General features: G+C 69.2%; 14 protein-coding genes and 1 other RNA gene. 10 read left to right on the top strand and 5 right to left on the bottom strand.

The window, feature by feature from the left end; translation table 11 throughout:
* Positions 1 to 72 precede the first annotated feature (72 nt).
* Complete coding sequence (locus COC42_RS12795; protein ID WP_245844111.1) at positions 73 to 2,421, bottom strand: glycoside hydrolase family 95 protein; 2,349 nt, start codon at positions 2,419 to 2,421, stop codon at positions 73 to 75.
* Between the two features lie 82 nt (positions 2,422 to 2,503).
* On the opposite strand from COC42_RS12795, the gene COC42_RS12800 reads away from it, so the two are divergent.
* From COC42_RS12800 to COC42_RS12815, 4 genes are read left to right on the top strand one after another with little or no spacing between them, the layout of a single operon-like run.
* Entirely contained in the window at positions 2,504 to 4,456 is a 1,953-nt protein-coding gene (locus COC42_RS12800) for a sialate O-acetylesterase (RefSeq protein WP_096343694.1), read from the top strand.
* Positions 4,453 to 5,556, top strand: a complete 1,104-nt coding sequence (locus COC42_RS12805) for a Gfo/Idh/MocA family protein (protein WP_096343695.1) — start codon at positions 4,453 to 4,455, stop codon at positions 5,554 to 5,556. The genes COC42_RS12800 and COC42_RS12805 overlap by 4 nt, the downstream gene beginning before the upstream one ends.
* 13 nt (positions 5,557 to 5,569) lie before the next feature.
* Complete coding sequence (locus tag COC42_RS12810) at positions 5,570 to 8,083, top strand: glycoside hydrolase family 9 protein (RefSeq protein ID WP_245844112.1); 2,514 nt, start codon at positions 5,570 to 5,572, stop codon at positions 8,081 to 8,083.
* 57 nt (positions 8,084 to 8,140) lie between these two features.
* Positions 8,141 to 9,505: an L-serine ammonia-lyase gene (locus COC42_RS12815; RefSeq protein WP_096343696.1), complete on the top strand. Its 1,365-nt coding sequence runs from the start codon at positions 8,141 to 8,143 to the stop codon at positions 9,503 to 9,505.
* A 130-nt stretch (positions 9,506 to 9,635) separates the two neighbouring features.
* Here COC42_RS12815 and COC42_RS12820 read toward each other — a convergent pair whose 3' ends face one another.
* Positions 9,636 to 11,891 carry a glycoside hydrolase family 3 N-terminal domain-containing protein gene (locus COC42_RS12820; protein WP_096343697.1) on the bottom strand — a complete coding sequence of 752 codons (2,256 nt, stop codon included), beginning with the start codon at positions 11,889 to 11,891 and terminating at the stop codon, positions 9,636 to 9,638.
* 147 nt (positions 11,892 to 12,038) lie between these two features.
* On the opposite strand from COC42_RS12820, the gene COC42_RS12825 reads away from it, so the two are divergent.
* From COC42_RS12825 to COC42_RS12835, 3 genes are all read left to right on the top strand, one after another.
* Positions 12,039 to 13,133, top strand: coding sequence for a LacI family DNA-binding transcriptional regulator (locus COC42_RS12825; protein WP_425442853.1), 1,095 nt, complete (start codon positions 12,039 to 12,041; stop codon positions 13,131 to 13,133).
* Positions 13,130 to 16,159, top strand: coding sequence for a TonB-dependent receptor (locus COC42_RS12830; RefSeq protein WP_096343699.1), 3,030 nt, complete (start codon positions 13,130 to 13,132; stop codon positions 16,157 to 16,159). The genes COC42_RS12825 and COC42_RS12830 overlap by 4 nt, the downstream gene beginning before the upstream one ends.
* A gap of 84 nt (positions 16,160 to 16,243) precedes the next feature.
* Positions 16,244 to 17,671, top strand: coding sequence for a glucoamylase family protein (locus COC42_RS12835; RefSeq protein WP_096343700.1), 1,428 nt, complete (start codon positions 16,244 to 16,246; stop codon positions 17,669 to 17,671).
* Positions 17,672 to 17,843: 172 nt separating this feature from the next.
* Here the strand turns inward: COC42_RS12835 and ssrA are convergent.
* Positions 17,844 to 18,190: a transfer-messenger RNA gene (ssrA, locus tag COC42_RS12840) on the bottom strand.
* A 74-nt stretch (positions 18,191 to 18,264) separates the two neighbouring features.
* On the opposite strand from ssrA, the gene COC42_RS12845 reads away from it, so the two are divergent.
* Positions 18,265 to 18,693: an RrF2 family transcriptional regulator gene (locus COC42_RS12845; RefSeq protein ID WP_096343701.1), complete on the top strand. Its 429-nt coding sequence runs from the start codon at positions 18,265 to 18,267 to the stop codon at positions 18,691 to 18,693.
* Between the two features lie 227 nt (positions 18,694 to 18,920).
* Here COC42_RS12845 and COC42_RS12850 read toward each other — a convergent pair whose 3' ends face one another.
* The gene (locus COC42_RS12850; protein WP_096343702.1) at positions 18,921 to 20,018 is read right to left on the bottom strand and encodes an alkene reductase; all 1,098 of its coding nucleotides are present in this window, start codon (positions 20,016 to 20,018) and stop codon (positions 18,921 to 18,923) included.
* A 56-nt stretch (positions 20,019 to 20,074) separates the two neighbouring features.
* Between COC42_RS12850 and COC42_RS12855 the strand changes: the two genes are divergently transcribed.
* Together COC42_RS12855 and COC42_RS12860 are read left to right on the top strand one after the other, a co-directional pair.
* A complete protein-coding gene (locus COC42_RS12855) occupies positions 20,075 to 21,004 on the top strand; it encodes a DMT family transporter (protein WP_096343703.1) in 930 nt (309 codons plus the stop codon).
* Positions 21,005 to 21,020: 16 nt separating this feature from the next.
* Positions 21,021 to 21,683, top strand: coding sequence for a COQ9 family protein (locus COC42_RS12860; protein ID WP_096343704.1), 663 nt, complete (start codon positions 21,021 to 21,023; stop codon positions 21,681 to 21,683).
* Here the strand turns inward: COC42_RS12860 and gltX are convergent.
* Positions 21,665 to 23,002 (bottom strand): glutamate--tRNA ligase, encoded by a 1,338-nt coding sequence (gltX, locus tag COC42_RS12865; protein WP_096344194.1) that lies wholly within the window; start codon positions 23,000 to 23,002, stop codon positions 21,665 to 21,667. The two genes, COC42_RS12860 and gltX, sit on opposite strands and share 19 nt — an antisense overlap.
* Positions 23,003 to 23,110: the final 108 nt, after the last annotated feature.

The following is a 23,110-nucleotide window of genomic DNA, read 5'->3' on the forward strand; positions in this document are numbered from 1 at the left end:
CCACCCCCGTCATGCCGGATCAACTCCGTGGTGACCAAGGGGCGGTATGCCGGGCCCTCGCCCGGGTAAGGCTCAGGCGAAATCGCGTCCCGTCAGCCGCACCATCCGACCCGGCGTCAGCCGTAAGGTTTTCGCTTTGTCTCCCAGCAACACGCGCCGCTCGCCGGCCAGCTCGCTCCTGATCCGCGCGCTCGCCAGCCGACCGCCGCGCCACGAAAGGTCGAGCATCCCGCGCCCTTTCAGCCGCACGCCCGTCACCGACCCTTGCGGCCACGCGCTCGGCAGCGCCGGCAACAGCAGCAGCGTATCGCCGCGATCCTGTATCAGCATCTCGAGCATCCCCGCCGCGCCGCCGAAATTGCCGTCGATCTGGAAGGGCGGGTGCGCGTCGAACATGTTGGGATAGGTGCGGTCCGGCCCCAGCAGGAAGCGCAGGATGCGGTGCGCGTGGTCGCCGTCGCGCAGCCGCGCCCACAGGTTGATCCGCCACGCGGTTGCCCAGCCCGTCGCCTCGTCGCCGCGCAGCTCGAGCGTACGCTTCGCCGCCGCGGCCAGCGCGGGGGTGGTGTCGGGGGCGATCTGATGGCTGGGGTAGAGCGCATAGAGGTGCGAGACGTGGCGATGGTTGCGCTCGGGCGCTTCCATGTCCCAGTCCTCCGCCCATTCCATGAGCTGCCCCGCCTTGCCGACGCGATCCGGCGCGAGGCGCGCGCGCGCCGCGGCCATGGCGCGCGTGCTCTCGTCCTCGCGGCCCAGGATGCGCGCGGCCGCGCCGACATGATCGAACAGGTCGCGCAGGATCTGGTTGTCCATCGCCGGCCCGGCACAGAGCGCCCCCCCGAAGGGATGCTGGTTCTCGGGGCTGATCGAGGGGTTGGTCACGAGCGCGCCGGTCGTCGGATCGCGCTGCAGCGTGTCGAGGAAGAACAGCGCCGCGCCGTGCAGCACCGGCCAGATACGCTCCAGATACGCGCGATCCCGGCCGTAGTCCCAGCGATCCCACAGGTGCATCGCCAGCCACGCGCCGCCGGTCGGCCATAGGCCCCATTGCGGCCCGTCGATCGGCGCGGTGTCGCGCCAGGTGTCGGTATTGTGGTGACAGACCCAGCCGCGCGCGCCGTACATCTCGCGCGCCGTCCGCGCGCCCGTCACCGCCATCTCCTCGACCATGCGGATCAGCGGCTCGGTCAGTTCGGGCAGGCCCGCGGGCTCGGCGGGCCAGTAGTTCATCTCGGTATTGATGTTGACGGTGTACTTGCTCTCCCAGGGCGGGGTCGGCAGGTCGTTCCAGATACCCTGAAGATTGGCGGGCTGCGTCCCCGGCCGCGACGAGGCGATCAGGAGATAGCGGGCATAGTCGAAATAGAGCGCGGCGAGCGCCGGGTCGTCGCCCGTCCGCATCGCCTGAATGCGCTTGTCGGTGGGCAGGTTCGGCCCGTCGCCGAGGTCGAGGCGCACGCGATCGAACAGGCGGCGATGCTCGGTGGTCGCGGTGCGCTCGATCGCCGCGAACGGCCGGGCGGCGGCGCGGGCGATCTGGTCGCGGGTGATCAACGCCGGGTCGGCGGACAGGTCGTCGAAGCGGCGGAAATTGGTGGCGATGGCGATCAGCAGCGTCACCGCATCAGCGCCCGCTAGCATCAGCGCATCGCCGTTCGCCGTCACCCGCCCGCCCTCGGCAAGGACGCGCAGCCGCGCCTCGAACTGGATCGCACCGGGGCGGCCATGGTGCGGGTCGCCGCTCCCTGACAGGATCAGCGTGTCCTGCCCCTCGGGCGCGACCTTCCATGACTTGAGCGGGCAGGTGAAGCCCAGCCGCGCGGCGATCGCACCCGGCCGGTCGGCCTCGATCCGGACCGCGATGACCTGATCGACGGGCGAGGCGAGGACGCGGCGGCGATAGGTCGTGCCGTTCGCCGTCCAGCGCGTCTCGGCGACCGCGGTGGCGAGGTCGAGGCTGCGACGATAGCCGGTCACGCCCGCATCGGCGCCCGCCATGTCGATCATCAGGCTGCCCGCGGTCTGGTAGGGCGGCTGCTTCAAGGGCACGCCCATCACGTCGGCGGAGGCGAGCTTCTCGGCCTCGGCGAACTTGCCCGCGAAGACCAGCTCGCGCACCCTGGGCAGGGCGGCCCTTGCGCGCGGATTGACGGGGTTCTCCGCCGATCCCGCCCAGATCGTGTCCTCGTTGAGTTGCAGCCGCTCGCCGGCGGTGCCGCCGAACACCATCGCGCCGAGCCGGCCGTTGCCGACGGGCAGCGCCTCGGTCCATTTGGTCGCGGGCGCGTCGTACCAGAGCTCATGCCGGCTGGGCTGCGCGCGCCGCTGCGTCGCCGCTACCGGCAGCGCCATCGCCGCGCCGGCGGTCGTTGCCGCGGCCAGCGCGCCGCGCCGCGTGAATCCCCGGTGCTCGTTCGACATTTTTTGTCCTCTCCCTGACGCTTGTTGGCGTCATGTCATGCTGGTAGCGATATCAGACAGGATAAAGAAGAGAGGGTGAGGGATGAAGGCGATCTTGCGGCCTGCGTTCGGGGTGGCGGCGTTGGTGGCGGGTGCCGCGGGGTCGGGAACGGCCCGGGCCGATCCGGTCATCCTCACGCCGATGAGCGACCACGCCGTGCTCCAGCGCGAGGCGCCGATCGTCGTCACCGGCCGCGCCGATCCGGGCGAGACGATCGCGGTCGAGATGGGCAACGCGCGCCGCACGGTGAAGGCGGGCCGTGATGGCGCCTGGCGCGCGGTGCTGCCGGCGATGCAGGCGGGCGGCCCGTACAGGCTGACGGCGAAGGGCCGGACCGCGACGGCGGCGATGGACGACCTGCTGATCGGCGACGTCTGGCTCTGCTCGGGTCAGTCGAACATGGAGTTCGAGACCCACAAGACGCTGAACGGCGACCCGATCGTCACCTGGTCCACCGACCCGCAAATCCGCCTGTTGTCGATGGAGCACAAGGTCGCCTTCTCGGCCGATACGCCGCTGACGCCGCGCCCGGCCTGGGCCGCGGCCGCGCCGGCGAGCGTCGCCGACTTCTCGGCCGCATGCTATCTGATGGTCAAGCAGCTCAAGGCCGAGCGGAAAGTGCCGATGGGCGCGATCGATTCGAGCTGGGGCGGCACGCAGATCCGTCCGTGGATCGCCAGCGCCGACGCCGCGAAGCTGCCGGGCATGGCCGAGGACGCCGCGCTCCTCGCCCTCTATCAGCGTGATCCTTCGGCGGGCAGCGCGCGCTTTGCCGAGCGGTGGGGGACGTGGTGGCGCGGCGTGTCGGGCGAGACGGCCGGGCAGGAGCCGTGGAACGCCCCCGACCGCCGCCAGTGGAACCCGGTCCCGCGCCTCGCCTTCTGGGAGGAATGGGGCGTGTCCGAGATGGCGGACCTCAACGGCACCGTGTGGTTCCGCAAGACGGTCGAGCTGCCGCGCGCCGGCGGCGACGCCGTGCTCGAGCTGGGCGGCATCGACGAGCTCGATACCGTCTGGGTCAACGGCGTCGCGGTGGGGTCGAGCTTTGGCTGGGGCGATGCGCGCCGCTATACCGTGCCGGCCCGCGCGCTGAAGGCGGGCGCCAACGAGATCGTCGTCGCCGTGACCGACACCTATGGTCCGGGCGGTTTGCGCGGACCGGTCGAGGCGATGAAGCTGACCCCGGCGGGCGGCGCGGCCATCCCGCTCGGCGACGGCTGGCGCTACAGCATCGCCGCCGAGTCGGGCGCGACCGCCGTCCCGCGCACGCCCTGGGAAAGCCATGGCGGCCTCTCGACGCTCTACAACGGCATGATTGCGCCCCTGGGGCCGATCGCGCTCAAGGGCGTCGCCTGGTATCAGGGCGAGAGCGACGTGGGGAAGCCCGGCTACGACCAGCGCATGGCCGCGCTGATGGCGGGCTGGCGGCGGCAGTTCGGAGTGGCCGAGCTGCCCTTCCTGATCGTCGGCCTTGCCGACTATGGATCGCCGTCGCTCGCGCCCACCGACAGCGGCTGGGGCGTGGTGCGCAACGAGCAGCGCCTCGCGGCGAAGAATGACCGCCACGCCGCGATCGTCACTGCGGTCGATATCGGCGAGCGGACCGACATCCACCCGGCGAACAAGAACACGCTGGCCGAGCGGCTGGTGCGGGCGGCGAACGTCGTCGCCTACGGCGACAAGGGACCGGCGTCGGGGCCGCTGATCGACAGCGCCGTGGCCGAGGGAGCCGACGTGGTGCTGCGCTTCACCGGCGTCACCGGTGCGCTCCATGCGTGGAGCGCGGCGGGGCCGATCGCGTTCGAGCTGTGTGGCGGCGGCGCCTGCCGCTTCGCCGAGGGGCGGGTCGAGGGCGACCGCGTCATCCTGAAGGGCGACGGCAAGCCTGTGACCAAGGTCCGCTACGCCTTTGCCGACGCGCCCGTCGTCAACACCTTCGACGAGGCGCCCTTGCCCGTCGTACCGTTCGAGATCGAGCTGGGAGCCAGGCCATGACGAACGAGACGACCCGGCGCGAGGCGCTGATCGGCATCGGCGCGGTGGCGGGACTCGCCGCGCTGCCGCAGGCGGCGTGCGCGCAACCCGGCCGCAAGCTCGGCTACGCGATCGTCGGGCTCGGCAGTTACGCAACCAATCAGATCATGCCGTCCTTCGCCCGCTGCCAGCATTCGCGCATCGCCGCGCTGGTCAGCGGCACGTCCGAGAAGCTCGCGCGCTACGGCGCCGAATACGACGTGCCCGAGAAGAACCGTTACAGCTATGCGACCTTCGACCGGATCGCCGACAATCCCGACGTCGATATCGTCTACGTCATCCTGCCGGTGTCGATGCACGCCGAATATTCGATCCGCGCCAGCAAGGCGGGCAAGCATGTGATGTGCGAGAAGCCGATGGCGCCGACCGCGCGCGAGTGCGAGGCGATGGTCGCCGCCGCGGCCGGGGCGGGCAAGAAGCTGATGATCGGCTATCGCAGCCGCTTCCAGCCGCACAATGTCGCCGCGATCGAGCTGTGTCGGACCAAGGCGATCGGCGACCTCAAGATGATCCGCACCGCGCACGGCTTTCCCATCCAGCCCAATCAGTGGCGGCTCGACCACAAAATGTCGGGCGGCGGGTCGATGATGGATATCGGCATCTACAGTCTTCAGGCCGCGCGCTATCTGGCGGGCGAGGAGCCCGTGGAAGTCACCGCGGTCGAGAGCACCGACCGCCGCGACCCGCGCTTCGCCACCGTCGAGGACCGGATCGACTTTACCCTCCGCTTCCCCTCGGGCCTGCTGGCGAGCTGCATCTCGAGCTATTCGTCCAGCCACAACGAATATCGCGCGATCGGCAGCGACGGGTGGATCGAGCTCGAACCTGCCACCGCCTATCGCGGACAGGCGATGCGCGTGCGCCGCAACGGCGCGACGTCCACGCCCAATATCGATACCAGCGGCCCCGACCAGTTCGTCGGTCAGCTCGACCATCTCGCACAGTGCATCCGCGACAACCGCACCCCGATCGTGCCGGGCGAGGAGGGGCTGCGCGACATCCGGATCATCGAGGCGATCTATCGATCGATGCGCGAGAAGCGCGCGATTTCCCTTACCTGAAGGACTATATGTGATGAAGATCAGGCAGATGGCCTTCGCGCCGGCGATGGCGCTCGCGCTGATGGCGGGCGCAGCCACGGCTCAGCAGCGGCCGATCACGCTCGACGCGAAGGAAAGTTATCGCGCGCCGGCGGCCGAGATGTGGGTGTTCGCCAACAAGGCCGACCTGTTCGCCGATGCCAAGATCGCCGGGATCGAGATCGTGCAGCAGGAAACGCGCATCGCCACCAACGGCGATGTGCGGCTTTCGGCGACGCCGGGTCAATGGGATCCGCTCGCCCGCGTCGTCGCGCGCCGGGTGGACCGCAAGACGGGGGTGGTCGAGGTCGATTGCGAATATCCCGACCAGGGCTTCCGCTACACCGTGCGCACCGAGCCTGCCGGACCGGCGGCGGTGCGCGTCAGCGTGATCCTGCCCGCCGCGCTGCCCGCGGCGGTGGCGGGGAAGGCGGGCTTCACGCTCGAGTTCCTGCCCTCGGCCTATTGGCACAATGGCTATCTGGCCGACGGTCGGCCGGGCATCTTCCCGCTCCACCCCTCGCCCGACATGGAGCGCACCGCGACACGCAACCCGGCGAGCGGACGCAGCGACGGGCCGGGCGCGGAGCCGCTGCCGATGGCGGAGGGCAGGAGCTTCGTCCTCGCTCCTTCCGACCCCGCCAAGCGGGTGAGCGTGCGCGCGAATGAAGGCTCGATCGCGCTTTATGACGGGCGCGCTCAGGCGCAGAACGGCTGGTTCGTGCTGCGCAGCGTTCTGCCCGCCGGCCGTAGCGGCCGCGTGCTCGACTGGACCGTGCAGATGACGAGCGTGCCCGGCTGGACGCGCGCGCCAGTGATCGGCCATTCGCAGCTCGGCTATACGGCGGGCGCCGCGAAGGTGGCGACGATCGAGCTCGACCGGAACGACAAGACGGCGGCGAACGCGCGCCTGATCCGCATCGATGCCGACGGGCGCGAGACAGTGGCGGCGCAGGGACCGGCCCCCGTTTGGGGCGATTACCTCCGCTACCGCTATCGCCGTTTCGACTTCTCGAAGGTGCGCGAGCCCGGCCTCTACCTGCTCGAATACGGCAAGACGCGCACCGCGCCGTTCCGCATCGCCGACGACGTGTTCGCCGATGCCTGGCACCCGTCGCTCGGCGTCTATCTGCCCGTCCAGATGGACCATATGTTCGTCAACGAGGCGTATCGCGTCTGGCACGGCGACCCGCACCGCGACGATGCGCGGCAGGCGCCGGTCAATCACGAGCATATCGACCTTTATCGCCAGGGACCGACGACGGACACCAAGTTTGCGCCGGGCGAGCATATCCCCGGCCTCGCCATCGGCGGCTGGCTCGATGCCGGCGACTTCGACATCCGCACGCAGACGCAGTACGCCGTCGTCCGCTCGCTGGTGCGCAGCTGGGAGCGGTTCGGGCTGAAGCGCGATACGACCGCGATCGACTGGAACACCCGCCGGGTCGAAATCCACGTGCCCGACGGCACCCCCGATCTGCTTCAGCAAATCCGCCACGGCGCGCTGCAGCTGCAGGCGCAGTTCGACGCGGTCGGCCACGCGATCCACGGCATCGTCGAGCCCGAGGTGGGGCAGTACACCCATCTCGGCGACGCCTCGACCAAGACCGACGGCCTCGTCTTCGACCCCGACCTCAAGCCCTATGAGGTGAAGGGCAACCGTAGCGGCACGCCCGACGATCGCTGGGCCTTCACCAGCAAGGCGTCGGCACTCAATTACGGCTCGGCAGCGGCGCTCGCGGCGGCGGCGCGGGCGCTGAAGGGCTATGACGATGGGTTCGCCGCGCGCGCGCTCGCGACCGCGCAAAAGGTGTGGGCCGACGAGGACGGGCGTGCGCCCGACACCTTCCGCCACGGCAACACGACCGGCGGGCCGATCGATGCCGAGCGCTTCGGCGCGGCGGTCGAGCTCCTGAAGGCGACGGGCGATGCGCGCTATGCCCGCGCGATCGAGGCGCTGGTGCCGACGCTGGGCGAGCGGCTCGCCTATGACCTTCCCACCGCGCTCGACGCGCTGCCGCTGATGCCGGCGAGCTACCGAACCGCGCTCGAGGCACAGGCACGCGCGTTCGCGACGCGTGCGGCCGGCTTCGCCAAGGCCAATCCCTACGGCGTGCCGATCGGCGAGGGCGGCTGGGCGGGCAATGGCGGCGTCGTCGGCTTCGGCCTTGCCGCCTATCGCCTTCACGAGGCGTTTCCCGACATCGTTCCCGCGCGGCACGTGTACGATGCGCTCGACTATCTCCACGGCAACCATCCGGGCAGCGACATCTCGTTCGTGTCGGGGGTCGGCACGCGGTCGAAGGAAGTCGCCTATGGCAGCAATCGCGCCGATTTCAGCTACATCGCCGGCGGGGTGGTGCCCGGCGCGCTGATCCTCAAGCCCGACTTCCCCGAGAACAAGGAGGACTGGCCCTTCTTCTGGGGCGAGAACGAATATGTGGTGGACGTGGGCGCCGACTATATCGAGCTCGCTGCCGCCGCGGATGCGCTGAGCCGGAAGCGCTGATCGACAGTATCAGATGAAACCGCTACCTCCTCTCGCATCACGGGAGAGGAGGCGGCGGTGGTCGCGAGCGTGTTCGACCTGTTCAAGATCGGCGTCGGCCCGTCCTCGTCGCACACCATGGGGCCGATGACCGCGGCGTGCGACTTTGTCGAGGCGCTGGGCGATGCGCCGGTCGCGCGGCTGTCGGTCGATCTCTACGGCTCGCTCGCGTTGACGGGGCGGGGGCATGCGACCGACCGGGCGGTGATGCTGGGGCTGTCGGGCTGTCGTCCGGCGACGGTCGATCCCGATGCGATCGACGGCATCGTGGCAGCGGTCGAGGCCGAGGGGCGGGTGACGCTGCCCGGCGGGCGGGTCGCGGCGTTCGATCCGGCGGTCGATCTCGGCTGGCGGATGTTCGAACGGCTCGACTTCCACTCCAACGCGATGCGGCTGGCGGCGTTCGACGGGGAAGGCGGGCTGATCCTCGAGCGCACCGTCTATTCGGTCGGCGGCGGGGCGGTGGTCGAGGCCGACGCCGTGCGCGGCAATGCGGCGCCCGCGATGATGGACGACCCGCCGCACCCCTATCGCTCGGGCGCCGACCTGCTCGCGCATGCCCGGACGCTCGGCTCGATCGCCGGGGTGCAGCGGGCGAACGAGCTGGCCGCGATCGACGAGACGGCATTGTCGGCCCGCCTCGATGCAATTGCGCAGGCGATGCGCGACTGTATCGACCGCGGCATGCGCACCCATGGCATCCTGCCCGGCGGGCTCAAGGTTCGGCGGCGGGCGGCGGCGGGGTTCGAGCGGCTGATGGCGCGGCGCGAGCAGATGCTTGCAGACCCGCTCTCGGTCATCGACTGGGTCAACCTCTGGGCGCTGGCGGTCAATGAGGAGAATGCCGCGGGCGGCCGCGTCGTCACCGCCCCCACCAATGGCGCAGCGGGGATCGTGCCGGCGGTGCTGCGCTATTACGAGCGGATGGTGCCGGGCGCGAGCCCACGCGGGACCGAGGATTTCCTCCTCACCGCCGCAGCGATCGGCAGCCTTTTCAAAGAGAATGCCTCGATCTCCGGCGCGGAGGTGGGGTGCCAGGGGGAGGTGGGCGTCGCCTGTTCGATGGCCGCCGCGGGCCTCTGTGCGGTGCTCGGCGGCACGCCCGAGCAGGTCGAGAACGCCGCCGAGATCGGCATGGAGCATAATCTCGGCCTCACCTGCGATCCCGTCGGCGGGCTGGTGCAGGTGCCCTGCATCGAGCGCAACGCCGTGGGCGCGATCAAGGCGATCGAGGCGGCGCGGCTCGCGCTGCTCGGCGACGGCACGCACCGCGTCAGCCTCGACGAGGTGATCGAGACGATGCGCAAGACCGGCCTCGACATGGGCGAGAAGTACAAGGAGACCGCACAGGGCGGCCTCGCGGCGAACGTGGTAGAGTGTTGAGTTCGTAATCCGCCCCGGGACGGGAAGGGGACTGCCAAAGGCGGTGGAGGCGGGCTCACCGCGAACAAAACGCCTGTGGACCTCCCCTCCATCAGCCGGCGGCTGCCGCCCCCCTCGATGGCAGAGGATTCTAGGCCAGCATGAACTCGCCCGAGACGCCCTCTGCCTCGGCGGACGGCGCGATCCACAGGCGAAACTTGCCCGGTTCGACGGTGGGCTTGAGGTCGGTGCCGATGAAGGTCAGGTCCTCGCGCTTCAGTGTGAACGCCACCCGCTGCGAGGCGCCCGGCGCGAGGCGCACCTTTCGGAACGCCTTCAGCTCCCGCACTGGCCGGGTAATGCTGGCGGTCATATCGCGCACATAGAGCTGCACGACCTCCTCCGCCTCACGCGTGCCCGAATTGGTGACCGTCGCCGCCACCTCGATCGAGCCGCCTGAAGCGAGCGTGGCGCCGCCGCCCTCGAGCGCCGAATAGGCGATCTTCCCGTAGGTAAGCCCGTGCCCGAACGGGAAGCGCGCGCGGTTGAGCGTCTCGCGGAAATGCGCCTTGTAGGGTTCGGGCTTGTCGCCGGGATTGGGACGGCCGGTCGACTTGTGCGCGTAGTAATAGGGCGATTGTCCGCTCTCGACCGGGAAGCTGACGGGCAGCCGCGCCGAGGGGTTCTGGAGCCCGAACAGGATGTCGGCGGTCGCAGGACCGCTTTCCGAGCCGAGGAACCAGGCCGCGAGGATCGCCGGCGCCTCCAGCACCGCCCCGTGCAAGGCGAGGCCGCGGCCGTGGCGGAGGACGACGACGACCGGCTTGCCCGTCGCGGCGACCGCCTCGGCGAGTGCCATCTGCGCGGGCGGGATGGTGATGTCGGTGCGCGACTGCGCCTCGCCCGACATGTTCTGCGCCTCGCCCACGGCCAGCACCACCACATCGGCGGCCTGCGCGGCGGCGACCGCCGCCTCGATCCCGCCGGGCAGCGGGTCGGTGATGCCCGATCCATCGACGGCGGTGACGAGCGCCGGATCGGTCACCGCCGCGCGCACGCCGGTCAAGAGGTCAATCGCCTCGGCATCGGTGCCATAGACGTTCCACGGGCCGATCAACTCGCGCTTCCCCTGCACGAACGGCCCGATCAGCGCGATCCGCTTGCCCGAACGGGGAAGGGGGAGGAGGTCGCCCTCGTTCTTCAGGAGGACGATCGACTTCGCCGCCGCCTCGCGCGCCAGCGCCAGATGCGCGCGTGTGCGGACCCGCGTCTTCTCGCGCCGCGGGTCGATCCGGCGGAAGGGATCGTCGAACAGGCCGAGCTTCTCCTTCAGCGCCAGCACGCGGCCCACCGCCTCGTCGAGCCGCGCCATCGGCACGTCGCCGCTGGCGACCAGGTCGGGCAGGTGGCGGATGTAGAAGCCCGACTGCATCGACATGTCGACGCCCGCCAGAAAGGCGAGCTTCGCCGCCTCGCGCTCGTCGGCGGCAAAGCCGTGGTCGATCAACTCCATGTCGCCGGTATAGTCGGAGACGACGAGCCCGCCCCAGTTCCACTCGCGGCGGAGAAGGTCGGTCAGCAGCCACTTGTTGGCGGTGGCGGGGACGCCCGACAGCTCGTTGAAGCTCGCCATCGTCGTCGCCGCGCCCGCCGCGAACGCCGCCTCGAATGGCGGGAAATAGATGTCGCGGAGCGTCCGTTCCGACACATCGACGCTGTTGTAATCGAGCCCCGACTCCGCTGCGCCATAGGCGGCGAAATGCTTGGCGCAGGCGGCCATCGCGTCGTCGGCGGTGAGCCCCTTGTCGCCCTGGAAACCGCGCACGCGTGCCTCCGCCATGATCCGGCCGAGCAGCACGTCCTCGCCCGCGCCCTCGATCCCGCGGCCCCAGCGCTGGTCGCGGGCGATGTCGACCATCGGCGCGAAGTTCCAGTCGATCCCCGCCGCCGTCGCCTCGACCGCGGCGGCGCGCGCCGTCCGACGGGCAAGATCGGGATCGAAGCTGCCCGCCTCGGCCAGCGGCATCGGGAACACGGTGCGGAATCCGTGGATGACGTCGGCGGCGAAGATCAGCGGGATCTTCAAGCGCGACTCGCGCACCGCCACGGCCTGCATTCGCCGCGCCATCGCCGCGCCGTTGCCGTTGAACACGCCCCCGAGCCGGCCCTTTCGCGTCTCCTCAAGCTGCCCCTCGAAGCTGTTGTTGCCGGCGGGCGGGTTGAGCGTCGTTGCCGCGCCGCCGGCCCAGGCCGCGGCCATCAGCGTCACCTGGCCCGCCTTCTCCTCGACCGTCATCGCCGCGATCAGGTCGCGGACGCGCGCGGAAACGCCGCTCTCGGCTGCCTGCAACAACAGCGCGCGGGCGGGCGAGGCAGCCCAGGCCGCCGCGGCGCCCGCACCCAGCATCAGCGCGCGGCGGGACAGGTCGGGTAGGTGCGGCAAGGGCGTCTCCTCTCGTTCCGGCGCGTTCCTGATCCAGGATAGACACCGTGCTGAATCGATCTTGCACCGGCTCTTAGAGTCTTGTAACCGGTTTCAGCAAGGCCGCGAGGCATGTTTGCTGCGCAGCACGACAAAGAAGGTTCGGGAAGAGGGTCGCCGCCGGAAATGGGCAACGCCACCATTCGTGATGTCGCGCGGGTTGCCGATGTGTCGGTGGCTTCCGCCTCGCGCGCGCTCAACGGACGCGACAATGTGCGGCCCGAATTGCGCGCGCGGGTCGAGGCGGCGGCGCAGCAACTCGGCTATGTCCCCCATGCCGGCGCCCGCAGCCTCAGCCTGTCGCGCACGGGCACGATCGGCGTGGTCCTGCCCGATCTGCACGGCGAGTTCTTCAGCGAGTTCGTGCGCGGCATGGACCGCGAGGTGTCGGCGCGCGGGCTGCACCTGCTCCTATCGAACATGCATGCCGATCCCGAGCAGGGGATCGAGGCGCTGCGGGCGATGCGCGGCCGGGTCGATGGCCTCGTCGTCATGGCGCCTCAGGTCGATGCCGACGTACTCGGCGGCCATCTGCCGCCGAGCGTGCCTGCGATTTTGGTCAACTGCGCGCCCAATCAGCAGGGGCGGGCCGAACTGCGCATCGACAATGCCGCGGGCGCGGCGGCGATGGTCGCGCATCTGGTCGCGACCGGCCGCCGGCGCATCGTCCATATCGCTGGCCCGGCGGGCAATATCGACGCCGACGGGCGCCGCCGTGGCTATGCCGAGGCGATGGCACGGGCTGGCCTGTCGCCGCGGATCGTCGAGGGGCAGTTCGATGAGGCCTCGGGCGCCGCGGCGGCGCTGGCGCTCGCTGCCGAGTCCGATCACTGCGAGGCGATCTTCGCCGCCAACGACATGATGGCGATCGGCGCGCTTGTCGCGCTGCGGGACGCGGGCGTGCGGGTACCGGACGAGATCGCCATCGCCGGCTTCGATGACGTGCCGCTCGCGCGGCTCGTCAGCCCGGCACTGACGACGCTGCGCGTCGGCATCGCCGAGGCGGGCGCGCGCGCGATCGTGCGCCTGGCCGCGCTGGTCGACGGCGCGGCGGATCATTTCGTTGAAGAAATGGTTCCGGCGCTGGTGCCGCGCGACAGCACCGCCGCAACACACACGACACGCCCCCGCCAAGAGGGGCCAGGTTCAGGGGAACGAGCATCATGAAGAAGCATCAAGCCGTCCGCATCCTGCTGGCGAGCGCAACCGCGCTTGCCGGCAGCGCCGCCATCGGCGCGCCCGCCGCGGCGCAGACCACGACCGCCAGCCTGCGCGGCATCGTCCGCGCATCGGGCGGCGCGCCCGCCGCGGGCGCGACGGTAACGCTCGTGGCGCAGGCGACCAACCGCACGATCACCGCCACGACGGCAGCGAACGGCGCCTACATCTTCAACGGCCTGCGTCCCGGTGCCTATACGCTGACGGTCGAGGCGGACGGCCAGCGCTTTCAGCGCGTCGTCACCGTCGCGATCGGCCAGTCGGCGACGTTCGACGTGACGCTGGGCGCCGCCGCCCCCGCGCCTGCCGACGGCACGCCGCCTGCGGTGCCGGCACCCGGCGACGCGCCCGCCGAGGGAGAGGTCGTCGTGGGCGGATCGGACGGGGAGGGCGAGAGCATCGTCGTCACCGGATCGACGCTCCGCGAGGTCAAGACCAGCGAGATCGCCACCAACGTCAGCCAGGCGCAGATCCGCACCCTGCCACAGACCGACCGCAACTTCCTGAGCTTCGCCGCGCTCGCGCCGGGCGTGCGTTACAACGACAGCGAGACCGACAAGAGCTTCCGCGCCGGTGCCTCCGCCGCGAGCCAGGTCAACGTGTTCATCGACGGCGTGAGCCTGAAGAACAAGCTGCGCGAGGGCGGCGTCGCCGGCCAGCAGAACAGCCGCGGCAATCCCTTCGGCCAGCTGGCGGTCCAGGAATTCCGCGTGCTCACGCAGAACTACAAGGCGGAGTACGAGCAGGCGGGGTCGGCCATCATCACCTCGGTGTCGAAGTCGGGCACCAACGAGTTCCACGGCGAGGTGTTCGGCCAGTACACCGACCGCTCGCTGACCGAGACGAGCTTCCTCGATACGCTCAACGACCGGCCCAAGCCCGCGTTCGAGCGCAAGCAGTATGGTATTTCGCTGGGCGGCCCGATCATCAAGGACCGGTTGTTCTTCTTCTTCGCCTATGAGGGCAACGATCAGGACCGCGCCTTCAACGTCGATTCGACCGGCGCCGACGTCGCAATCCAGGAGTTCGAGCAGTTCTCGGGTCGTCGTCTGTCCGAGTTCGAGGGCGCGTTCGTCAGCCCGTTCCGCCAGGATTTCTATTTCGGCAAGCTGACGCTGACGCCCGACGACAATCAGACCTTCGACCTGTCGTTCAGCCGGCGCGAGGAGACGGACATCCAGGGCTTCGGCGGCAACACGGCGTTCGAAGCGGCCGAGAACAAGCGCAACCTCGTCGACACCTACCTATTCAAGTGGACGTACAACGGCGACAACTTCATCAACGAGTTCAACGCCAACTATCTGAATTACGAATTCAATCCGACCTCGATCAACCCTGATCTGCCGGCGTTCGAATATGCCGGCGTGATCCTGTACGGCGGCAAGGATTCGACGCGGCGCGAGTTGCAGCAGAGCTACACGCTGCGCAACGATACGACCTATACCGGGGTTGACGGGCATGCCTTCAAGTGGGGCGTGCGCGTCGAGGTGACCGACATCGAGTTCAACAACAACGCCTTCATCCAGCCGAAATATACCTTCAACCGCGCCGACAATGCCGGGACGCCCAATGATCCGACCGATGATCTGACGTTCGAGTTCCCGTCGGAGGCGCGGCTGGGCCTGGGCAACGGGCGCATCTACGGCTCCAACACGCAGCTCGGCCTCTACGTGCAGGACGACTGGGACGTCACCGACAAGCTGCAGCTCAACCTGGGCGTGCGCTGGGATTACGAGACCAACGCGAACAACAATAAGTTCGTGACGCCCGCGAATGCCGCGGCGGCGCTGCGCGCGCTGCCGACGACCGACTATTTTAACCCGGAAGATTACATCAGCACGGGCAGCAACCGTAAGCCGTTCACCGGCGCGATCGCCCCGCGGTTCGGCTTCTCCTACGACATCACCGGCGAGGAGACGACGGTGATCTTCGGCGGTGCCGGCCGCTATTACGACCGCAACAACTTCAACAACACCGTCGACGAGCTGTCGCGGACGATCAACCCGATCGGCGTGTTCCGCTTCTCGGCCGACGGCCGTCCGCGCCGCGGCCTGCCGACGGTGGCGTGGAACGACAGCTATCTGACGCGTGACGGCCTGCTCCAGCTGATCGCGACCAATCCCGAAACCGCGCTGCCCGAGCTGCTCGTCACCAAGAACGACACCAAGCCGCCGGTCAACGACCAGTTCAGCCTCGGCGTGCGGCAGAAGATCGGGCCGTTCCAGGCCTCGGTCTCCGGCTCGTACCAGCGCGGGCGCAACGGCTATACCTATCTGTTCGCGACGCGGAACAACAACGGGCTGGGTACCTGCTGCAACACCGCGCCCGTCGTCGCCAACGGCTATTCGAACGCGCTGATCGGGTTCGACGGGCTCGACACACGCTACAAGGCGCTCTTCGTCACGCTCGACAAGACCTATACCGAGCGGTCGGGCTGGGGCCTGTCGATCGCGTACACGCTGTCGAAGTCGGAGATCAACAATGACGGGCTCTTCAGCCTCGATGAGGTCGTGCCCGACGATTATGGCTGGCGCACCGCGCCGGGTGACGAGCGCCACCGCGTCGTCATCTCCGGCATTGCCGACCTGCCGCTCGGCTTCCAGTTCTCGACACTCAGCACCTTCGGCTCGGGTTCGGCCTATCAGATCATTGACACGACCGGCGGCACCGAGCCGGGGCAGCGCGAGTTCCTGGCGGGCTATCCCGACAAGAACTGCATCGGCATCTTCGCCTTCTGCGAAGTCAATTTCACGCTGTCGAACAAGCCCAAGGTGCTGGGCGGCGAGCTGGAGGTCGCGGTCGACGTGCTGAACGTCTTCAACAACCGCAACTTCTCCGGCTTCGACGAGGGCGTGAACAACAACATCAACCCCGCCACCGGGCAGATCCAGGATCCGCTCGATCCGCCACTGATCGGCAACAATCTGCTGACGCTGCCGCGTCGCATCCAGTTCAGGGTCGGCTATCGCTTCTGATGCCGATCCTCGCCGGGGTGGTCCCCTCTCCCCCCTGATGGCCACCCCGGCACCATCGTACGCGTAATCAAAAAGGAGGTCGCCTTGCTCGACCGACGCCGTTTCTTCGGCTCTGCAAGCATTGGGCTTGCGGGGATGGCCGCCGCTTGCGCCGCGCCCCGGCGGGGCGATCCGCTGATCGCCAGCAATCCGCCGCGCCCGGATACCGCGACCGGCCCGCTGATCGACGATATCCAGCAGCGCGCCTTCCGCTTCTTCTGGGAAACGACCGAGGTCGAGCGCGGCCTTGCCCCCGATCGCTGGCCGACGCCCAGCTTCGCCTCGATCGCCGCGATGGGCTTCGCGCTCACCGCTTTCCCGATCGGCGAGAGCCATGGTTGGGTGACGCGCGCCGCCGGGCTTCAGCGCACGCTCGGCACGCTGCGGTTCCTCGCGGGCGCGCCGATGGGACCGGAGCCGACGCGGCGGAGCGGGCACAAGGGCTTCTTCTATCACTTCCTCGGCGTGACCGAGGGGTGGCGGTTCGCGCGGTGCGAACTCTCGACGATCGACACCGCGCTCTTGATGGGCGGCGTCCTGTTCGCGCAAAGCTGGTACGACCGCGACGACCCGGCCGAGGCGGAGGTGCGGGCGCTCGCCGACCGGCTCTATCGCGCGATCGAGTGGGATTGGATCACTCCGCGCCCGCCCTTCGTGTCGATGGGCTGGCATCCCGAGAGCGGCTTTATCCCCAGCGACTGGAACATCTACAACGAGGGGATGATCCTCTACGTGCTCGGCCTCGGTTCGCCGACGCATCCGCTGGCGGATGGTACCTGGGCGGCGCTCGCAGACCGGTTCCGCGCGAGCTGGGGCACACATTGGGGGCAGGAGCACCTCCACTTCGCGCCGATGTTCGGCCACCAGTACAGCCATGTCTGGATCGATTTCAAAGGCATCCGCGACCCGCTGATGGTCGAGAAGGGCATCGATTATTTCGAGAACAGCCGCCGCGCGGCCTATGCGCAGCGGCAGTACGCGATCGAGAATGCCGGCCGCTGGCCGGGCTATGGTCCTGACCTCTGGGGGCTGACCGCCTGCGACGGGCCGGGCGATTTCCGGATGGGGGGGCGGCAGTATTTCAGCTACTCGGCACGCGGGCCCGGCGAGCGTGACGACGGCACACTCGCGCCCACGGCGCTTCTCGGCAGCTATCCCTTCGCGCCCGAGATCGTCGAGCCGGCGGTCTCCGCGATCTATCGCCGCTATGGCACGGGCCTTTACGGCAAGTACGGCTTCCTCGACGCTTTCAACTCCTCGATCCAGTCACGCCCGCCCGAGCCGTTCAAGCACGGCGAACTGCGGCCGGGGGTGGGCTGGGTCGACAAGGACTGGCTGGGCATCGACCAGGGGCCGATCGTCGCGATGATCGAGAACCATCGCACGGGACTGGTGTGGAAGACGATGCGGAAGAACCCGTACATCCGACGCGGACTGGAGCGGGCGGGGTTTGCCGGGGGATGGTTGGGATAGGCCCTGCCTGTCACCCGGGACTGTGTCCGGGGCCACTGTCCCGCTTGCCGAACCAACAATGAGTTCGCGTCTCCGTAGACGCCCGATGCGGGTGGGGTCCCTTGTGGCGACGCCGCATGCGAATCAGGTAAGTCCGGGGGGATTCTGTTGCTCGGCCCCCCCGGCGGCCGCCGGTTTCCGCTTCTGTTGCCCGGTGCGGTCCCTACCGCGCTTTTGTCAATCTAACCTAGACCGTGAGGTCTTGGGGTTAGGCCGCAATCGCGAGCGCCTCGTTATCGTTGGCACTTGTGAGATGGGCCGTTGCGGTGGTCCCATTCCGGGCGAAAGCAGCGCTTTTCAACACACGTCGATCCTGGTTCGGCCCCGTCAGAAACGGTGTCCAGATCCACCACCATTTCTGGTGGAGCCGCCGGGTACTGCCCCCGGGTCCGCTGCGCCTATTGTACGCTACATTTTATCGCCATAGCCGGACGAGCCGGCACCGGACGATATAGGCGCCGCGCCGCCAAAGAAAAGCCCTGGCGCGCGCGACCATCTCCGATCGGAAATAGGGCCTTTCCCCCCAGCCCCGGCGGTGGCATGGGACATCGATCATGTTGACGCAGCGTTCGCGGTACGCGCTCCGCGCGATGATCTTCCTGGCCGGCCAGCCGATGAACGGCGCCCCCGTGCCGATGACCCGCATCGCGGCCGAAGCGAACGTGCCGCGCAAGTTCCTCGAGCTGATCCTCGCCGACCTGCGCGAATCGGGCTTCCTCTTTTCGACCCGCGGCAAGGCGGGGGGCTATCGTCTCGCGCGGCCGGCGCATCTCATCTCGCTGGGGGAGATTGTGCGGACGATCGAGGGGCCACTCGCGCTCGTCCCCTGCGTCAGCCGCACCGCCTATCGCCCCTGCACCGACTGCAAGGACGAGGCGACCTGCGCGATCCGCATCGCGATGGCGCGCGTCCGCGACGAGACCGCACGAATCCTCGACGGCACGAGCCTCGCGGACACCAAGACCGACGCGCTGGCGGCGTAAGGGTTCTCCCTCGACGTCGTCCCAGCAAAGGCTGGGATTGCTCAGGTTCACCACATTTTTCGACTTGATCGCGGCCCCGCCTGCGCCGGGGCAGCGGGTCGATCCTCCCCGGAACGGGAAAGGGGATCGCCGAAGGCGGTGGAGGGGATGGCCACGAGCGCTGCGCCTGCGGCCTTCCCCCTCCGTCACGCAGCGCGTGCCACCTCCCCGTCCCGGGGAGATCTAGCTCAGGCGTCCTCGCGCGCCAGCGCCGGATAGTCCGTATACCCCTCCGGCCCCCGGCTGTACCAAGTCGCCATGTCGTCCTTGGCAAGCGGGGCGCCGGTGCGCAGCCGCTCGACCAGATCTGGGTTGGAGATGAACGGCCGGCCAAAGGCGATGCCGTCCGCACGCCCTTCGGCCACCGCAGCCTCGGCCGACGCCTTGTCGTAATCCTGGTTGAGGATCAGCGGACCGGTCCAGCGCTGGCGGAAGGCGGGCGAGATCGCCGGCTGCGTGGTCGAGCCGAAGGTGCCGTCGGGGCCGGGCTCGCGCAGCTCGACAAAGGCGATCTTCTTGCTTTCCAGATAGTCGGCGATCGGCAGGAACACCGCCTCGGGATTCGAATCGATCACCCCCTGCGTGTCGCCATTGGGCGAGAAACGGACGGCGGCGCGGTCGGCGCCCGCGACCTCGACGATGCGGTCCATCGCCTCGCGCAGCAGGCGGCCGCGATTCTCCGGGCTGCCGCCATAATCGTCGTCACGGAAGTTCGAATTGTCGCGCAGGAACTCGTCGATCAGATAGCCATTGGCCGCATGCAGCTGCACACCGTCGAACCCGGCTGCCAGCGCACCCCGCGTCGCATGCTCGTAATCGTCGAGCACCCGCTTGATGTCGTCGAGGGTCGCGGCGCGCGCCTCACCATAAGGCTTCTTCTCGCCGTTCGAGAGGTAGGTGCGCACGCTGCCCGGCGCGGTCGTCGCCGAAGAGGAGAGGGGCGCCGCACCGCCAAGGAAATCGGGATGAACCAGCCGGCCCATGTGCCAGAGCTGCGCGAAGATGCGCCCACCCGCCTGATGCACGCGCTCGACCACCGGCTTCCACCCCTCGACCTGCTCGTCGGTCCAGAGGCCCGGCGCGTACGCCCAGCCCAGCCCCTCGCGGCTGATGCCCGTCGCCTCGCTAATGATAAGGCCGGCGCCGGCGCGCTGCGCATAATAGTCGCCCATGATCGGCGTGGGGACGTGCCCCTCGGTCGCGCGGCCGCGCGTCAGCGGCGACATGAGGATGCGGTTCGGCGCCTCGACCGCGCCCAGGCGGATCGGGTCATAGAGCGATGCCATTCGGGGAAACTCCATTGTTGGCAGGACAGCGGACAAGTAGGTCGCTAAGGGGCGCCATGCATCGGACCCTGACCCAAAGGATAACTACACAGGGCCCAAGCTGGGCACCGGTTGCCGCGGTCGCGGCGGCCAACGTCTTCCTTGCGACGGGGCCGCTGTTCGTGCGGCTGGCCGATACCGGGCCAGTCGCCGCGGCCTTCTGGCGGATCGCGCTCGCGGCACCCGTGCTGCTGGTCGCCGCGGCGCTGCTCGGCGAGCGGCCGGTGCGCGCGGCGCGGGGGCTGTGGGGAGCGATCGCGCTCGCAGGCCTCGCCTTCGCGCTCGATCTCGGCAGCTGGCATGTCGGCATCCTCGGCACGACGCTCGCCAACTCGACGCTGTTCGGCAATTCGGCGACGCTGATCTACCCGATCTACGGCTTCATCGTCGCGCGCGCCTGGCCGACGCGGATGCAGGGGGCGGCGCTGACGCTGGCGGCGCTCGGCGGCGGGCTGCTGCTCGGCCGCTCGGCCGAGCTGTCGCCGCAGAACCTGGTCGGCGACCTGTTCTGCCTGCTCGCCGGCGTGCTCTATGCCGCCTATTTCATCATCATGGCGCGAGTGCGCACCGCGATGCGGCCGCTGTCGGCGCTCGGCCTGTCGACCGCGGCGAGCGCGCTGCCGCTCCTTGCCCTCGCGCTGATCCTCGGCGAGCGGGTGATGCCCGGCGACTGGACGCCGCTCCTCCTCCTCACCCTGTGCAGCCAGCTGATCGGGCAGGGGCTGCTCATCTATGCGATCGGCCATCTGACGCCGCTGGTCGTTGGCCTCGCGCTGCTGATCCAGCCGGTGGTGTCGGCGACGATCGGCTGGCTCTGGTTCGACGAGCGGCTGGGGCTGCCCGACATTGCCGGGGCGGTGCTGATCGCCGCGGCGCTGGTGCTCGTCCGAAAGCCCGAGGGCAAGCCGCTTGCACCGGAGGCTGCGGACCCTAGATCGGTGGCGTGAGACTGGAGCCGACGCGATGACCGACCTGCCGCCCGATCCGACGCTTGACGAGATGCGCGTGGGCCTCGCCCCGCTGGTGGCGAGCAACGCGGCGTTCGACGGGTGGAAACCCGCGGCGGTCGATGCCGCGGCGGACACGCTCGGCATTGATCGGGACGTGGCGCGGCTCGCCTTTCCCGGCGGCGCGGTCGATATGATCGACGCCTGGTTCGCGCATGTCGATGCCGAAATGCTGCGCCGCCTGCCGCCCGAGACGCTCGCCGCGATGAAGATCAGGGCAAAGATCGCCGCGCTGGTCGAGGCGCGGCTCGATATCGTCGCGCCCGATCGCGAGGCGCTGCGCCGCGCGCTCGCGGTTCTTGCGCTGCCGCAGAACGCGGTGCGCGGCGTAAAGCTCGGATGGCGCGCGGCCGACGTGATGTGGCGCGCGGCGGGCGACACCGCGACAGATTACAACCACTACACCAAGCGCACGCTGCTCGCCGGCATCTATGCCGCGACGGTGACGGTGTTCCTCGATGACGAGAGCGAAGGTCAGGCGGACACGCGCGCCTTTCTCGCCCGCCGGATCGACGACGTGATGCGGTTTGAGGCTGCGAAGGCGAAATGGACCGGCGGTCCGCATCGGCTCAGCCTCTCGCGCTTCGTCGGTCGCCTCCGCTACCCGCCCGCCGCCTGAAGCCGCGCCAGCGCGCGGTCGCGGCCGATCAGCGGCAGCAGCGTCGCCATGTCGGGGCCGTGCGCTTGACCCGTGAGCGCGAGGCGCAGCGGCAGGAACAGCGCCTTGCCCTTGCGCCCGGTCGCGTCCTTGAGTGCGCCCGTCAGCGCGTGCCAGGGGTCCGCGGTCCAGTCGATGTCCGTTGCCGCGCGGGCCGCGTCGGCCAGATAGACCCGATCCGCGTCATCGATCGCGGGCGGATCGATCGGCCCCTCGATCACCTGCCACCAGTCCTTTGCTTCGGCGACGTGGCTCAGGTTGGGGCGGACGGCTTCCCACGCCTCGGCACCCATCCCCGACGGCAGCCGATCTGCGACCGCCGCGTGACCCAGCTGATGGACGATCCGCGCATTGACCGCGGTCAGCTCCGCCTCATCGAACCGCGCCGGCGCGCGGCCGAAGCGCGCGAAGTCGAATGCGCCGGCGAGCGTCAGCGGATCGACGATCGGCTCGACCGGGTCGCTGGTACCGATGCGCGCGAGCAGCGCGATCAGCGCCTGCGGCTCGATCCCCTCCTCGCGGAAATGCTCCACACCCAAGGAACCGAGCCGCTTCGACAGCTTGCCCTCGCTCCCTGTAAGCAACGCGGCGTGCGCGAAGGTCGGCGGGGAAGCGCCAAGCGCCGCGAACATCTGCACCTGCGCCGCGGTGTTCGACACATGATCCTCACCGCGCACGACATGGGTCACGTTCATGTCGATATCGTCTATGACGCTGGGGAGCAGATAGAGCCAGCTGCCGTCCGCGCGCCGCACCACCGGATCGCTGATCGCTGCGGGGTCGAAGCGCTGGTGGCCGCGGATCGCGTCGTCCCATTCGATGGCCGCGTCATGATCGAGCCGGAATCGCCAGTGTGGCCGTCGCCCCTCGGCCTCGAGCGCCGCGCGCTCGGCCGCAGTCAGCGCCAGCGCCGCGCGGTCGTAGATCGGCGGCAATCCGCGCCCGAGCAGGATTTTGCGCCGGAGGTCGAGCTCCTGCGGCGTTTCGTAGCAGGGATAGAGCCGCCCCGCCGTCACCAATGCATCGAACCGCGCCTCATAGGCATCGAGCCGCGCCGACTGCCGTTCCTCGCCATCGGGCACCAAGCCAAGCCAGGCAAGGTCGCGCCGGATCGCCTCGACGAACCTTTCCTCGCTGCGCGCCGCGTCGGTATCGTCGAGCCGCAGGAGGAAGCGCCCGCCCTTCGCCTTGGCGAACAGCCAGTTGAGGATTGCGGTGCGCAGGTTGCCGACATGGAGCAGCCCGGTGGGGCTCGGCGCGAAACGGGTGACGACGGTCATGGCGGGCGTGTAGGCGGCGGCTGCCACGCCGTCCATTCGTCACGTCTTGACGCGAGTGCCTTTCGTCACATGGGTTTCACAATCGCCCCGCCCGCTCTAAAGGGCGCG

Source organism: Sphingomonas spermidinifaciens (assembly GCF_002351485.1).
GTDB classification, from domain to species: domain Bacteria; phylum Pseudomonadota; class Alphaproteobacteria; order Sphingomonadales; family Sphingomonadaceae; genus Sphingomonas; species Sphingomonas spermidinifaciens.

Coding starts and splice junctions, on each gene's coding strand:
- COC42_RS12795 (WP_245844111.1), bottom strand. CDS start 2,421: ATGTCGAACGAGCACCGGGGATTCACGCGGCGCGGCGCGCTGGCCGCG.
- COC42_RS12800 (WP_096343694.1), top strand. CDS start 2,504: ATGAAGGCGATCTTGCGGCCTGCGTTCGGGGTGGCGGCGTTGGTGGCG.
- COC42_RS12805 (WP_096343695.1), top strand. CDS start 4,453: ATGACGAACGAGACGACCCGGCGCGAGGCGCTGATCGGCATCGGCGCG.
- COC42_RS12810 (WP_245844112.1), top strand. CDS start 5,570: ATGAAGATCAGGCAGATGGCCTTCGCGCCGGCGATGGCGCTCGCGCTG.
- COC42_RS12820 (WP_096343697.1), bottom strand. CDS start 11,891: ATGCTGGGTGCGGGCGCCGCGGCGGCCTGGGCTGCCTCGCCCGCCCGC.
- COC42_RS12825 (WP_425442853.1), top strand. CDS start 12,039: ATGTTTGCTGCGCAGCACGACAAAGAAGGTTCGGGAAGAGGGTCGCCG.
- COC42_RS12830 (WP_096343699.1), top strand. CDS start 13,130: ATGAAGAAGCATCAAGCCGTCCGCATCCTGCTGGCGAGCGCAACCGCG.
- COC42_RS12845 (WP_096343701.1), top strand. CDS start 18,265: ATGTTGACGCAGCGTTCGCGGTACGCGCTCCGCGCGATGATCTTCCTG.
- COC42_RS12850 (WP_096343702.1), bottom strand. CDS start 20,018: ATGGCATCGCTCTATGACCCGATCCGCCTGGGCGCGGTCGAGGCGCCG.
- COC42_RS12855 (WP_096343703.1), top strand. CDS start 20,075: ATGCATCGGACCCTGACCCAAAGGATAACTACACAGGGCCCAAGCTGG.
- COC42_RS12860 (WP_096343704.1), top strand. CDS start 21,021: ATGACCGACCTGCCGCCCGATCCGACGCTTGACGAGATGCGCGTGGGC.
- gltX (WP_096344194.1), bottom strand. CDS start 23,002: ATGACCGTCGTCACCCGTTTCGCGCCGAGCCCCACCGGGCTGCTCCAT.